Annotated in this window: 13 protein-coding genes; 8 read left to right on the forward strand and 5 right to left on the reverse strand. The window is 45.8% G+C overall.

What is annotated here, in order from left to right; translation table 11 throughout:
• Positions 1-33: 33 nt before the first annotated feature.
• A complete protein-coding gene (locus F0231_RS12170) occupies positions 34-714 on the forward strand; it encodes a hypothetical protein (RefSeq protein ID WP_171760000.1) in 681 nt (226 codons plus the stop codon).
• 77 nt (positions 715-791) lie between these two features.
• Positions 792-992, forward strand: coding sequence for a DUF4250 domain-containing protein (locus F0231_RS12175; RefSeq protein ID WP_171760001.1), 201 nt, complete (start codon positions 792-794; stop codon positions 990-992).
• An 86-nt stretch (positions 993-1,078) separates the two neighbouring features.
• On the opposite strand, the gene metR is transcribed toward F0231_RS12175, so the two are convergent.
• Positions 1,079-1,990, reverse strand: a complete 912-nt coding sequence (metR, locus tag F0231_RS12180; protein WP_171760002.1) for an HTH-type transcriptional regulator MetR — start codon at positions 1,988-1,990, stop codon at positions 1,079-1,081.
• Between the two features lie 278 nt (positions 1,991-2,268).
• Here metR and metE point away from each other — a divergent pair, with 278 nt between their 5' ends.
• Both metE and F0231_RS12190 read left to right on the forward strand, forming a co-directional pair.
• Complete coding sequence (gene metE, locus F0231_RS12185) at positions 2,269-4,554, forward strand: 5-methyltetrahydropteroyltriglutamate--homocysteine S-methyltransferase (protein WP_171760003.1); 2,286 nt, start codon at positions 2,269-2,271, stop codon at positions 4,552-4,554.
• A 127-nt stretch (positions 4,555-4,681) separates the two neighbouring features.
• Positions 4,682-5,611: a sensor domain-containing diguanylate cyclase gene (locus tag F0231_RS12190; RefSeq protein WP_171760004.1), complete on the forward strand. Its 930-nt coding sequence runs from the start codon at positions 4,682-4,684 to the stop codon at positions 5,609-5,611.
• Positions 5,612-5,677: 66 nt separating this feature from the next.
• Here F0231_RS12190 and F0231_RS12195 read toward each other — a convergent pair whose 3' ends face one another.
• The gene (locus F0231_RS12195) at positions 5,678-6,100 is read right to left on the reverse strand and encodes an organic hydroperoxide resistance protein (protein ID WP_171760005.1); all 423 of its coding nucleotides are present in this window, start codon (positions 6,098-6,100) and stop codon (positions 5,678-5,680) included.
• Positions 6,101-6,225: 125 nt separating this feature from the next.
• Here F0231_RS12195 and F0231_RS12200 point away from each other — a divergent pair, with 125 nt between their 5' ends.
• Both F0231_RS12200 and F0231_RS12205 read left to right on the forward strand, forming a co-directional pair.
• On the forward strand, positions 6,226-6,687 hold the full coding sequence (locus tag F0231_RS12200) for a MarR family winged helix-turn-helix transcriptional regulator (protein ID WP_171760006.1): 462 nt from the start codon (positions 6,226-6,228) through the stop codon (positions 6,685-6,687).
• Positions 6,688-6,765: 78 nt separating this feature from the next.
• Positions 6,766-7,323 (forward strand): GNAT family N-acetyltransferase, encoded by a 558-nt coding sequence (locus F0231_RS12205; protein WP_171760007.1) that lies wholly within the window; start codon positions 6,766-6,768, stop codon positions 7,321-7,323.
• Between the two features lie 8 nt (positions 7,324-7,331).
• Here F0231_RS12205 and F0231_RS12210 read toward each other — a convergent pair whose 3' ends face one another.
• Together F0231_RS12210 and F0231_RS12215 are read right to left on the reverse strand one after the other, a co-directional pair.
• Complete coding sequence (locus F0231_RS12210) at positions 7,332-8,021, reverse strand: DNA-3-methyladenine glycosylase I (protein ID WP_171760008.1); 690 nt, start codon at positions 8,019-8,021, stop codon at positions 7,332-7,334.
• Positions 8,022-8,062: 41 nt separating this feature from the next.
• Positions 8,063-8,953 carry a LysR substrate-binding domain-containing protein gene (locus F0231_RS12215; RefSeq protein ID WP_171760009.1) on the reverse strand — a complete coding sequence of 297 codons (891 nt, stop codon included), beginning with the start codon at positions 8,951-8,953 and terminating at the stop codon, positions 8,063-8,065.
• Positions 8,954-9,056: 103 nt separating this feature from the next.
• On the opposite strand from F0231_RS12215, the gene F0231_RS12220 reads away from it, so the two are divergent.
• Together F0231_RS12220 and F0231_RS12225 are read left to right on the forward strand one after the other, a co-directional pair.
• On the forward strand, positions 9,057-9,332 hold the full coding sequence (locus tag F0231_RS12220; RefSeq protein ID WP_171760010.1) for a putative quinol monooxygenase: 276 nt from the start codon (positions 9,057-9,059) through the stop codon (positions 9,330-9,332).
• Between the two features lie 12 nt (positions 9,333-9,344).
• Positions 9,345-10,319 (forward strand): Gfo/Idh/MocA family protein, encoded by a 975-nt coding sequence (locus F0231_RS12225; RefSeq protein WP_171760011.1) that lies wholly within the window; start codon positions 9,345-9,347, stop codon positions 10,317-10,319.
• Between the two features lie 75 nt (positions 10,320-10,394).
• On the opposite strand, the gene F0231_RS12230 is transcribed toward F0231_RS12225, so the two are convergent.
• Complete coding sequence (locus F0231_RS12230; protein ID WP_171760012.1) at positions 10,395-12,842, reverse strand: molybdopterin guanine dinucleotide-containing S/N-oxide reductase; 2,448 nt, start codon at positions 12,840-12,842, stop codon at positions 10,395-10,397.
• Between the last annotated feature and the right edge of the window lie 16 nt (positions 12,843-12,858).

The following is a 12,858-nucleotide window of genomic DNA, read 5'->3' on the forward strand; positions in this document are numbered from 1 at the left end:
CGCACCCAGTAATAATTTTAGTTTGAAGACTCCATGATTCAGCAACTTCTCGCCGTTTTTGCGCCTATGTTATTGGGTGCGCAACTTATCCTGACTTTAATTTTAGTGAAGGGTGATATCTGCCCAGGCCAGCGCGGCCGTATTCATAAAGTCCTTCCATCTATTGCGCTACTTTGGTTAGCCGTGGCTTCCCTGCGTATTGAAGCAATGATGGTGGTGTTCGCCATCGCCTATTTTTATTCGCAAGTGCAGACGAAAAAGACTCGAGACCAAGGCCCGATTTGGGTGATGTATCTGGCTAATGGTTTAGCTTTAGCCTATGTCGGTATCCAAGTGAGTGAACAATCATCGTTGGCGGCGGGTATGAGTGCGTTGGTGCAAATTATCTTGTTAGGTTCACTGTTTGCACACTTCTTACTGACCATTGCTCGTACACGTCTACAAGCCTTCCATCGTATTCTTCCAGTGGCAGGGGTTGTGTCAGCGATGCTGATGAGTGTTGCTATCTTGCTGAAAACATACGGGCTAGATGAAGAAACACTAACGGCGATTGTGCAGCCACTACTGGCTGGTTTCGCACTTCTTATTGGCTCAGTGGTTGTGTGGTGCTGGCATATGTTGGCATCAAAAGAGATCAGTAAGCCTCAGCTTGGTTTTGCAATGGCGTTAATGTTGCTGTCTGCTGCGTCAAACCAAGCGCTCTTTGCGTTGTAAGTTAGCGATCCAGTTCACTTCAAAATCCGCCATTTAGGTCTACGCTAATGTAAGCAAGTGTGAAATAGGAGGCGGTCATGGATCTCAGCAATGTGGGCAGTTTCGATAGCATCATTTTACTTGGAATAGTGAATGAGAAACTGCGCTTAGAATGCGACAGTTTTGAAGAACTGGTATCAATGTATGAAATGGATGTTGAATCCGTCGTGGGTAAACTCGATGTGCTCGGGTATCAATACGACCCACTCACAAACCAGTTCAAATCATACGATAGATAGTGATACCAACCAGACTAAAATCTGTTTATCTAATTATTTAAGTTGATTTAAAAAGGAGGCGATATACCTCCTTTTTTGATCGTCAACTAGACCGTTTTTATTCCATCTAAATGGCTTTGTGATTGTTGCCTTGCGGTGTTAAAGAAAGCTTGTAAGTAACGCTTATCTTTGTCTGAGTGGCGAGTGGCAGCAAACAATCGACGCCACAATCCGTTACCAAGCGGAATGCTGCTGATCAAGCCTTGGCGCGAGAACTCACTAATTGCCCAATTTGGCAAAGCAGCCACCCCTAAACCAGCCGAGACCATTTGCACCAACATCAAGGTATTGTCAGCTTGTTTCCATTTCGCAGGTTCAACGCCCGCAGGTTGTAAGAAGTGCTTCACTACATCGAGACGACTCTTTTGTACTGGATAGGAAAGCATCGTCTCATCTGCCAAGTCTTCAGGTTCAATACACGCTTTTTGCGCCAACGGATGTGAGATCGAGGTGACTAAGCGCATTTCGAAATCAAACAACGGCTCGTAATGGACTTCAGAGCGAGGCTGAATATCGGATGTGATCACTAAGTCGAGCTCACCAGCCATCAAAGCTGGTAAAGGCTCAAAGCCAAAACCTGAGGAGAAATCGAGTGTGACGCTCGGCCACGCGACTTGATACTCTTTCAATGCTGGCATCAACCACTGAAAACAAGAGTGACACTCGATAGCCATGTGCAAACGGCCATTGACATCTTCCTTTAAACTCGCAATCTCATTCTCTGCTTTCGCCAATCTTGGCAATACGTCGTCAGACAGTTTAAGTAGAATTTCGCCTTCGGAGGTAAATTTAACTGGGCGTGTTTTACGTAAGAAAAGTTGCCCGCCAATTCGCGCTTCTAGATCTTTGATTTGGTGCGAGAGCGCTGACTGCGTGAGGTGCAAAGAGGTGGCCGTCGCTGTGAGCGAGCCTGTATCTCTCAATGTCGCCAGTGTTCTTAGATGCTTGAGCTCAATCATGAATTCCCTTCAGATAAACTTAGTTGCGCATGAATAGTTTTAACCTAACGTGTTTTTATAGGAGTGTAAACATCTAGACGTCTAAAACTTTTTAAACCACCAAAATTAATTTATTGAGAGTTGGATTTTCTCAATATGAAGAAAATTAATAAACAAGTTGAATATTTGGAGATTGCTCCATGTGTGGTTTAGCGAGATATTTTAGCCATCCAGACATCTTTTGGTGTGCTGAACAGAATAACTAATCGAATACTCGCAAAATTGTAAGGACGGACACTATGGCTACAACAACACACATCCTCGGCTACCCTCGTATCGGTGAAAAACGCGAGCTTAAGTTTGCTCTAGAAAAATACTGGCGTGGAGAAATTAGCCAGACAGAACTGAAACAAGTCGGGGGCGAACTGCGTAATAAAAACTGGAACACACAATCAGAGTCTGGGCTAGATTTTGTCACAGCAGGAGACTTCGCTTGGTATGACCAAGTTTTAACGACCACCTTACTGCTTGGTCATGTGCCTAAGCGACATCGTGATGGTTTCCCTGATCTGGATACTTTGTTTAAAGTCGGTCGAGGCCAGTCACAGGCAGGATGTGATTGCAGCGGGCATGCTGCGTCAGACATGACGAAATGGTTTAACACCAACTATCACTATATTGTTCCAGAGTTTAGCCAAGACGATACTTTTGAAGTGAGTTGGCCTCAATTGTTTGAAGAAGTGAACGAAGCAATTAAAGCGGGCCACCAAGTTAAACCTGTGTTGCTTGGGCCGCTGAGTTACCTTTACTTGGGGAAAGAAGTTGAAGAAGGTTTTGATCGTCTAACGTTACTACCGCGTTTGTTAACCGCTTACCAAGCGATATTGGCTAAGTTGGCGAAACAAGGTGTGGAGTGGGTACAAATTGATGAACCTATCCTTTCACTTGAGCTTGAAAAACCATGGTTAGATTCGTTCAAACTGGCGTATCAAGTCATTCGTAGCGATGTCAAAGTTCTATTAACGACCTATTTTGATTCGGTAACGGATACGTTGGATAGTATTGTTGGACTGGACGTCGATGGACTGCATGTGGACATATCGGCCTCTCCTGAACAACTCGAACAAGTGGTGCAAAAACTGCCTCAAGATTGGGTGTTATCTGCGGGTGTGGTCAACGGTCGAAATGTATGGCGAGCTGACCTTGCAGCGCAGTTAGCCTTGCTACAGCCACTTAAAGATGCGTTGGGTGATCGACTATGGGTAGCGAGTTCGTGTTCATTGTTACATAGCCCTGTTGATCTGGAGCTTGAACCAAATTTAAGTAAAGAAGTGCGCAGTTGGTTTGCTTTTGCAAAACAGAAAGTCACGGAAGTGGCGCTGCTCGGTAAGGCGCTCGATGGAGATCAAAACGCTATTTTGGCTTGTGAAACGTACAGCGCTCCAATTCAAGCACGCAAAACCGCTACTCATGTCAATAAGCCTCATGTGCAGGCTCGCCTCAATAGCATCACTAAGTCATTGGCCGAGCGCAGTGCGCCGTATAACGAACGAGCAGCGCATCAAAGTGAAGTGCTTGGCTTACCGGTGTTCCCAACCACCACGATTGGTTCTTTCCCACAAACCAGCGAGATACGTGTCCAACGAAGCGAGTATCGAAAAGGCAACCTGTCACAACTTGAGTATCAGACAGCATTGAAAGGTCATATTGAAGATGCAGTGAAACGCCAAGAAGCGTTAGATCTCGATGTGTTGGTACATGGTGAAGCAGAACGTAACGATATGGTGGAGTATTTCGCTGAAAATCTTTCTGGATTCCAAACCACTCAGTTTGGTTGGGTACAAAGCTATGGTTCTCGCTGCGTAAAACCTGCCATTGTTGTGGCAGACATTGAACGTGAACAACCAATCACAGTCGAATGGTCGACTTATGCTCAGTCACTGACATCGAAACAGATGAAAGGAATGCTAACTGGACCTGTCACGATTCTGTGTTGGACGTTCCCGCGTGAGGATATCACCCGCAAACAAATTGCCGACCAGTTAGCGTTAGCACTGCGCGATGAAGTGTCTGACTTGCAAGACGCTGGGATCAACATTATTCAGATTGATGAGCCCGCGATTCGCGAAGGTTTACCGTTGAAGAAACGAGACCACAAAGCTTACTTAGAATGGGCGGTTGATGCTTTTAAGATTTCTGCTGCAAGCGCGAAGCCAGAAACACAAATTCATACCCACATGTGCTACTCAGAGTTTAATGAGATCATTGATTCGGTGGCCGCGCTCGATGCTGATGTGATTACGATTGAAACCTCTCGTTCAAACATGGAGTTGTTAAAAGCGTTTGAAGAGTTCAATTACCCTAACGAAATTGGTCCGGGTGTTTACGATATCCATTCCCCGAATATTCCGTCGAAAGAGTGGATTGAAGGCTTGATCAATAAGGCGGCGGAAAAGATCCCGGCAGAGCGTCTTTGGGTAAACCCAGACTGCGGCTTAAAAACGCGTAACTGGGCGGAGACAGAAGCCTCGTTAGCCAACATGGTACTTGCTGCTAAAAAGCTCAGAGAACAATTTAGCGCTTAACTGGCCACCAAGCCGGTGAAAAAAGCATCGGCTTGGTATGACCACTATTAATCCTTAATGTAACTCGTGCAACGCCCAATACGGTATGTCATACTTTTGGTGGTTTTACTGAAAGTATGGCGATTAAATGAACCTAGACGAAAGAGCAATTAATCAACAAGAGCAAATAATGCCCTATATCGATGCATTGCCAGAACCAGCTCTTGTGGTTGATTACCAAGGTGTATATCTCAATTGTTTGGGAGGTAGTGACTCAACGAAGCACCATAAATTGCATACTTTGATCGGCAAAACCCACCACGAAGTACTACCAGCACGGGTAGCTGATGAATTAAATCACGCGATCCGTCGTTCAATCGATGGAAATTGCTTGGTTGAGCATCACTACAGTATTGACCCTGCCGAACTTAAGTTTGTTGACCACTCCACCGGTCCTTGCCATGTACAGCATTTCACAGCCTTGATCTCTCCGGTCAGTGGAAAGAAGCAAGCCATTTATACAGTTTCAAACATCACCGCGCATAAAAAAATGATGGAAAAAGTGGAGCGTCAGGCCAAAGAGCTTGAGCGTTTGACGACCGTTGATCATTTGACCCAATGCTACAACCGCTACGCACTCGACAAGTTGTTGCCGAACCAACTTAAAAAAGCTTGTAATGATGGTCATAACGTTACGATCGTGATGGTGGATCTCGATAGATTCAAGCCACTCAATGACCAATATGGTCATCTTTATGGCGATCTTGTTTTAAAGCTGATTGCGAATTGTCTGATGAAGCACTGTGTCGATGTCTATCGCTATGGGGGTGATGAGTTTTTGTTGTATTTCGAACAACTCGGTGCAGAAGATCTCCCGACATTGGCTAAAAACATCATGTTTGATATCGCGGCGGAAGGTGAGAATCAGCACGTGCCCGAAACGTTGAGCGTCACGCTGGGCATCGCACATATCGACACGCTGAGTAAGATCCAAGATATCGAGAGTGTGGTAGCGAAAGCCGACCAAGCGTTGTATCAAGCCAAACATGCTCAGCGCGGCACATTTCATATTCTGTAGTAATGATATGAAAAATGCCGACCTTTATGAGGTCGGCATTTTTTGTTTGGGCAAGGATAAAGTAGATTAAATAGCGTCACCATTGACGGTCACTTGAACATCAATGTTGCCTTTCACTGCATTCGAATATGGGCACACTTGATGAGCAACACGAACCAGTTCCAGTGCTTGTTCTTGTGACAGTTCAACACTTGCCGCTAAGCTCACTGTTAGCGCGAAACCACCATTTTCATTTGGACCAATACCGACTTCAGCAGTTACAGGCGCTTGTTTTAGGTCGACTTTTGATTCGCGAGCCACGTGAAGAATCGCGTTTGAAAAACACGCTGAGTAGCCTGCTGCAAAGAGTTGTTCTGGGTTAGTCGCTAAGCCGCTGCCGCCCATCTCTTTAGGGTAAGACAGCTCTAGGTCTAATAAACCATCATCCGTTTTTACTTGACCGTTACGACCAGCAAGAGCAGTAGCTTGTGTTTTGTATAGGGTAGTCATGGTATCTTCCTTTTGTAATTTATATTGCGCACAATTGAATTGTTTGCAATGTTAGATCGAAACAAACATTGAATGCAAGTATATTGTGCGCAATTTATTTAAGTGACGAACTGACGAGATTGAAAATGGCAGCATGTGATAAGGACCGAGCATTGACGGGAGACGAAAGTCTATTACTTGATAATCAAGTGTGCTTTCCACTATACAGCACAGCCAATGCAGTTATCCGAACCTATCGACCGCTGCTCGATAAGTTAGATCTGACGTACTCGCAATATTTGGTCATGATGGTACTTTGGGAAACCGATGGCATCAGCGTTAAAGATTTAGGTGCAAGGCTGTACTTAGACTCAGGAACGCTCACTCCGTTATTAAAAAGACTAGAGTCCAAAGGTTTCGTTGTCAGAGGGCGTAGCGAAACAGATGAACGAGTTAGAGTTTTGAAACTAAGCGAAGCTGGAGCGGATTTGAAGGCAGAAGCGTTAACCGTTCCTGAAAGTATGAAATGTCATATCCAGTTAGAGTTAGATGAACTGATCCAGCTAAAAAACTTGTGTGAGAAGCTTATCAACACACTTAAACCGTAAGAGTCGATCCACTTCATTACGTTTCGGCGTGAGCATGCTGCGTCACAGGGTTTATCTGCAAAATAAAAGGAATTGAAAATGCTTGAGACAGAAAGGTTGCGCCTAAGACAATGGCAACCATCCGATCAGGAAGCCTATATTGCAATCAATGCCGATGAAAATGTGATGCGTTTCTTTCCTGCGACGATGAATCGAGAAGAGACGCTGGCGCAGATTGGTAGAGCTCATGCGTACATTGAAAAGCATGGCTGGGGATTTTGGGCAGTGGAGCTTAAAGCGACCAATGAGTTTATCGGGTTTGTTGGACTGCTTGGGCAAGATGCTCAGTCAGGTTTACCCAACGCGCCTATGGTTGAGGTTGGCTGGAGGCTAAGTTCGAAGCACTGGGGAGAAGGTTACGCCCCAGAAGCTGCGAAGGCCGCTCTAGAATTTGCATTTACTCAACTCAATCTGAGCGAAGTGTACTCATTTACCGCCATACAAAATGCGCCGTCTCGCCGCGTTATGGAGAAAATTGGGATGCACAATACTGAGCAAAATTTTGATCACCCTAAACTGCCCAAAGGTCATCAACTTGAACGCCACTGTTTGTATCGAATGACAGCGAGTCAGTGGCGGGCTCTTCAACCTGTATAGAGTTAATCTTATAGGACGCGGTTATCTCCTGTACCGTAAGCAATGATCTGGCTGATGTGGGTTAGCGTTCTGCCACTCTCTTGTTGCCAATGAGCAAAGGCTTTGCTTGCGGCTTCGAGTGAACGCTTTGTATCACGACCACCTTCGATAATCTTATAACTGCGCAGATAACTTTCGACGTCTCCCGATAAGATGAAGGTATCAACGCCCATTTGACGCAAGCTGTAAGGGCCCGTGTTACCCCCTAATCGATTACCGTGCTTTTTAAGGTATAGCCAAAGGTTTGTGATCTCGTCACTTGGCCAGTTAGCAATCATTGCACCGAACGAACCATGCTCTATAGAAGCCTCGTGAATCATTTGAGCGTTGGCCTGAATAGACTTCACCTTTGCATGATGACGAATAATGCGTGTATCCGCGGCTTTGTTATCCCATTGTTCGTCAGAAAGCATCAATAGCGGTTCGACTTTAAAGCCAAAGAACACTTCTTCGAAATTAGGCCATTTGTTACGGACCACTTTCCAAGAAATCCCACTTTGAAACACCTTCATGCTAAAGGCGGATAACCAGCGTTCATTTGGGATCGCGGCCACTTCTTCGCGACTTAGCGATGGACTCAGCAGAGATTCGAGCTGCTGTCGTCCGCCTTTTCTGTCTGCGGCGCGCTGATAAATGTCGGCAAATTTTTCTAAAGCCATAGTTTGGTCTCTTTGAACAATGTGGAAGACATTATCTTACCTTAGCTAGGCAGAATTTCTTGGCACTTTCTCATCACATAATCAGCAAAAGTACGATTTTTTAGAGAGAGCTGACGATCTTTGTAGAGTAGGTGAATAGGCTTTGGTGTAGGGCTAGCTGATTGCAAAACCTGCACGAGATTGCCCGTGTTTAAGTCAGGCTCAACCAAGATCTTGGGTTGAAGGACAACGCCTAAACCTTTAATGGCGGCAAGCTTGAGCAGTTCTCCATTGTTTGCCGCTAGTCTAGGTTTTACATGACTTATCGCTGGATTGATGAGTTTAGCCGTTTGCTCACTGCCCAAGGTTGAGTAATGAAAACCAAGGCAACAATGATTTTGCAGCTCTTCAACTGTTGAAGGCGTTGAGTTCTGTTCAAGATAGTGGGGGGAAGCACAATAAATCATTTCATAGGTGCCTAACGAGCGCGCAACCAGATCAGAGTCTTTCAATTCACCAATTCGAACAATGAAATCTGCATCGCTACGGTAGGGGTCTACCAAACCATTATCAAGCACTACCTCGACGTCTATGTTTGGGAAGTCAGCGAGGAACTCAGTCAAAATTGGGGCCAAAATATAATTGCCCAAGGTGATGGGTGCATTGATTTTGACTTGACCACGAGGAGAGTTCTGTAGGTCATGGAGTAAGCTCTCAGCGTTAGCGATATCGTCTAAAATTTTACGACATTCATGCCAATAGAGACGACCTGACTCTGTAAGAGACTGCTTGCGTGTGGTCCGATTAATGAGGGGGGTATTGAGATCAGTCTCTAATTGTTTGATGTGCTTACCAATCATGGTCGCAGACAGCGAAAAATGATCCGCAGCTTGGCGAAAACTGGCATGTTCAGCCACATAACAGAAGATGGTCATGCTGGTGAGCTTGTCCATTATAAACTCATAGTTATTAAACAATAAACGTAAAGGTAGTTTATCAATCAATAGGCTTTAATTAAATTGATATTAACGAGTACAAACAGCAGATTTAATTTCGATGATTTACGTGACAGCAGAACTACAGATTAAGCCAGAAGTGGACTTGATACAGGCAAAGCAACAGATTCAAACATTTTGTTCGGACATGGAGTCTGAAGTGGGATGTGTTCAGGCTACGGCGACCTACGATGTAGAAGATGAACGCCGAGTGATTCTTTGGGAGCGCTACCAAGATCAAGCGGCCATCGAAGCACATTTTGCTATGCCACATACACAAGCGTTTATCGCATTGGGTTTAACTGAATTGGTCAAAGCTACCAATAGCCGCTTTTAGGAGTCATTCAAGATGAAATGGGGAATTTTAGGCACAAGTTTTATTTCAGGAGTCATGGCTGATGCAATCAAGGGTGACGAACAAAGTGAGTTGTATGCGGTAGCAGGTAGAAACCCTGAAACCTTAGAGGCGTTCGTTAAGCAGTATCAACCTTCTGTAAATTACAGCTCAATGGATGACTTGCTCGAGGACGAAAGTGTCGAAGTGGTTTATATCGCGTTACCTAACCACCTTCACCATGAGTATGTAGAGAAAGCCGCAGCGAAAGGCAAAGCAATTTTGTGTGAAAAGTCCTTATCGGTTGATATGGAAAAAAGCGAACAAGCATTGGCCGCCGTAAAGGAACATAACGTCTTTTTCGCTGAGGGGTTAATGTATCTGCATCACCCATTTGTTCATGCTCTGCTCGAAGAACTTGAGAAAGGGACTATCGGTGAAGTACGCTCGATTCAAGCTTCATACGTCGCGGCGATTAGCCAGTTCGTGAATCCCGCGAGTAAAGGCGCGTTATACAACTTAGGTTGCTACCCTGCGTCTTTGGCTCACTTGGTACTTCAACATCAGTTTGGCGATACAATTTTCGATAGCTACGATCTTCAAGCGTTTGGACGACACGGAGCCGACAGTAACATTTGTGAGTCGACAGCGCTGTTTAAGTTGAACGACCAGGTCACTTTGCAGCTGCATACCGCGGAAGATTATGGTTTAAAGCATGGCTTTACCATTTTAGGTAGCAAAGGCGCGATTACGTTAGATACGAATCCATGGCTACCAACAAGCACAAACTGCCTGACGGTTGAGGTGTATGAAACATCGAAACAGACACGTGAGGTAGAAGCTAAGGGTGATGCATTCCATTATCAAGTGCGTAATATTCGCAGTGCAATTGAGACTGGAAAAGTCACATTGGATAAGCCGTGTGCGAAACCAAAAGACTCATGGCAAATCATGAAGTTACTGACGGATTGGGAAAAAGCAGCAAGCTGACTCAAATAAAAAACCAGAGCACGGAGCTCTGGTTTTTGGTTTAGCACAACATTCGTTAGTTAGTGTTTTTGTTATCTAACCGTTTTTTGGTGGAACAAAAGCGGTGAGTTCGAGTGCTGGTCCGGTGTACTTTTCAATACGAACCAGTGACGAGTTTGCCGCACAACCATTTGCTAAGCGTGATGTTGGAATGTCAGAAGTCAGAACGTTCGCGCCGCCGTTTTTACAAAGGCCCGTCTTCGCATCAAGATCTGGCCAGCCACCTTCGTGAATACATACCGAACCTTGCTTAATGCCATCTGTCACTAATGCGCCAACCAACACTTGACCACGGTCGTTGAATGCTCGAACCAGATCGCCACTCTTGATGCCGCGTGCTTTAGCATCTTCAGGGTTAATCGAGATAGGCTCTCTGTTTGCGATCGCGTATTCGTCTCGCAGCTTAGCGTAGTTAAACTGACTATGCAGACGATGCGCAGCGTGAGCCGTCATTAACTGTAGTTCACCCTCTTTAGCCGAACCTGTGTACTCTGTAGGCTCCATCCAAGTTGGGTGAGCAGGACAGTCTTCCAGTTTGTACCCTTCGATCGTTTTTGAGTAGATCTCGATCTTGCCGCTTGGGGTACCAAGTGGGTTCATAACCGGATCTTTGCGGAAGTCAGCGTGGCGAACAAATTGCGCCGCTTTCTTGTTGAACTTCATTTCGATTAGCTGGTTATCGTCCCAGAATTTACCGAATTTAGGCATGCGGATACGTGCAGAGCGTCCTGCTTTTTGAGCAACTTCATAGAAGCCTTTCAGCCAACCCATCTCATCTTTACCTTCAGTAAAGACATCACGACCACCTGGCTTGATCATTTCGGCCATGTCGGCGAATACGTCAAAGTCGTTACGTGCTTCACCTTGCGGCTCGACTACCTGCTTCATTGGGACTAAGTGCTGGTTACTGTAGTCACCAGTCATGGTCATATCATTTCGTTCGAATGAGGTCGTGATTGGAAGAACAACGTCGGCGTGCTTCGCTGCTGCAGTCCAGTAGATCTCAGAAATAACCACAAGCTCAGGCTTTTGCCATGCTTTAATTAGACGGTTAGTGTCTTGGTGATGCGTGAAGTTACCGCCGCCTGCCCACCAGATCATCTTGATGTCTGGGAACGTTAGCTGATGGCCATTATGGTGGAACTGCTTACCAGGGTTTTCTAAAGCTTCAACAATGCGAGCAACAGGGAAGCTGTTTACCGCGCCAGACACTGCCCAGTCGTTACCCGCTGACGAACCACCACCGATAGACGCTGAGATTGCAGGAAGAACCGCAGCATCACGAGTCGGGTTACCGCCGTTAGAGTAGTGGTAAGAGAAACCGAAACCACCGCCAGGCAGACCAATTTGACCAAGCATCGCTGCAAGAGTAACAACCATCCAGTGGCGCTGTTCACCAAATTGCTGGCGTTGAATGCCCCAACCAGCCATTAGCATAGTACGGTTAGCACTGAAGATGTCGGCCAGTAGTTCGATCTGTTTCGCAGGTACGCCAGTGATGCCTTCTGCCCATGCTGGTGTTTTTTCTACGCCATCTTCTTTACCTAGTAGGTACTGTTCGAACTTGTCGTAGCCAGTGGTGTACTTATCTAAGAATGCTTTGTCATGTTTGCCTTTCGTCACCAATGAATGAGCAACACCCATCATCAGCGCAACGTCTGTCATTGGGTGTGGAGCAATCCACTGAACGTTATCGCCAAAGAACTCGATCGTTTCTGATCGCATCGGATCGATCGCGATGATGGTTTTTCCAGATTTCTTCAGTTGGTGGAAAAACTCAAGGCCAGAACAGTCAGTAGAACTCCATGCAATCTTAAGTGTATTCAGTGGGTTCATACCCCAAAGCACAACAACATCTGAGTTCTCTAAAACGACAGGGTGAGTGGTTTGCTGTTCGTAAACTTCAATCGAGCCCATTACGTGCGGCATGATGACTTGCGCGGCACCTGTAGAGTAATCACCTAAGTGGCCAGAGTAACCGCCCGCCATGCTCATGTAGCGTTGCAAAAGAGTTTGAGCTTTGTGTAGAACACCACTTGAACGCCAGCCGTAAGAACCCGCAAAGACAGACTCTGCACCGCTCTCTTTACGAATGCGCATGTGCTGTTCATGGATTAGCTTGTAAGCTTCATCCCAAGAGACACGAACGTATTCGTCACTACCACGAACACCTTCAGGTTGGCTTGGGTTTGCTAAGAAACCTTTACGCACCATTGGGTACTTGATACGAGCTTTTGTGTAAACCTGATCTGGCCCCGTTGTTTGTAGACTGTTTTCTACGGTTTGGGCAACGGCATTGGTGGTTGAGACTAACTTGCCATTTTTAACTTCACAAAGCATCGGCCCCATGCGGCCCGCTGTTAGTACACCAGAACCTCTTTTATTGGCAGCAGATGCAGTCAGGGGCGTTAAGGAAGTAAACGCCATCGCGCCCGCTGCCATACCAGTCCCTTTGAGGAATCCGCGACGTGTAATATCAGTCATAATCTTTTCCTTATGT

It is taken from the genome of Vibrio sp. RE86 (genome assembly GCF_013114545.1).
GTDB lineage: Bacteria > Pseudomonadota > Gammaproteobacteria > Enterobacterales > Vibrionaceae > Vibrio.

What these genes read in the sequence shown, in the direction of transcription:
- metR (WP_171760002.1), bottom strand. Translation starts at nt 1,990, where the DNA reads ATGATTGAGCTCAAGCATCTAAGAACACTGGCGACATTGAGAGATACA.
- metE (WP_171760003.1), top strand. Translation starts at nt 2,269, where the DNA reads ATGGCTACAACAACACACATCCTCGGCTACCCTCGTATCGGTGAAAAA.
- F0231_RS12230 (WP_171760012.1), bottom strand. Translation starts at nt 12,842, where the DNA reads ATGACTGATATTACACGTCGCGGATTCCTCAAAGGGACTGGTATGGCA.
- F0231_RS12220 (WP_171760010.1), top strand. Translation starts at nt 9,057, where the DNA reads ATGATTTACGTGACAGCAGAACTACAGATTAAGCCAGAAGTGGACTTG.
- F0231_RS12210 (WP_171760008.1), bottom strand. Translation starts at nt 8,021, where the DNA reads ATGGCTTTAGAAAAATTTGCCGACATTTATCAGCGCGCCGCAGACAGA.
- F0231_RS12200 (WP_171760006.1), top strand. Translation starts at nt 6,226, where the DNA reads ATGGCAGCATGTGATAAGGACCGAGCATTGACGGGAGACGAAAGTCTA.
- F0231_RS12205 (WP_171760007.1), top strand. Translation starts at nt 6,766, where the DNA reads ATGCTTGAGACAGAAAGGTTGCGCCTAAGACAATGGCAACCATCCGAT.
- F0231_RS12225 (WP_171760011.1), top strand. Translation starts at nt 9,345, where the DNA reads ATGAAATGGGGAATTTTAGGCACAAGTTTTATTTCAGGAGTCATGGCT.
- F0231_RS12190 (WP_171760004.1), top strand. Translation starts at nt 4,682, where the DNA reads ATGAACCTAGACGAAAGAGCAATTAATCAACAAGAGCAAATAATGCCC.
- F0231_RS12175 (WP_171760001.1), top strand. Translation starts at nt 792, where the DNA reads ATGGATCTCAGCAATGTGGGCAGTTTCGATAGCATCATTTTACTTGGA.
- F0231_RS12195 (WP_171760005.1), bottom strand. Translation starts at nt 6,100, where the DNA reads ATGACTACCCTATACAAAACACAAGCTACTGCTCTTGCTGGTCGTAAC.
- F0231_RS12215 (WP_171760009.1), bottom strand. Translation starts at nt 8,953, where the DNA reads ATGGACAAGCTCACCAGCATGACCATCTTCTGTTATGTGGCTGAACAT.
- F0231_RS12170 (WP_171760000.1), top strand. Translation starts at nt 34, where the DNA reads ATGATTCAGCAACTTCTCGCCGTTTTTGCGCCTATGTTATTGGGTGCG.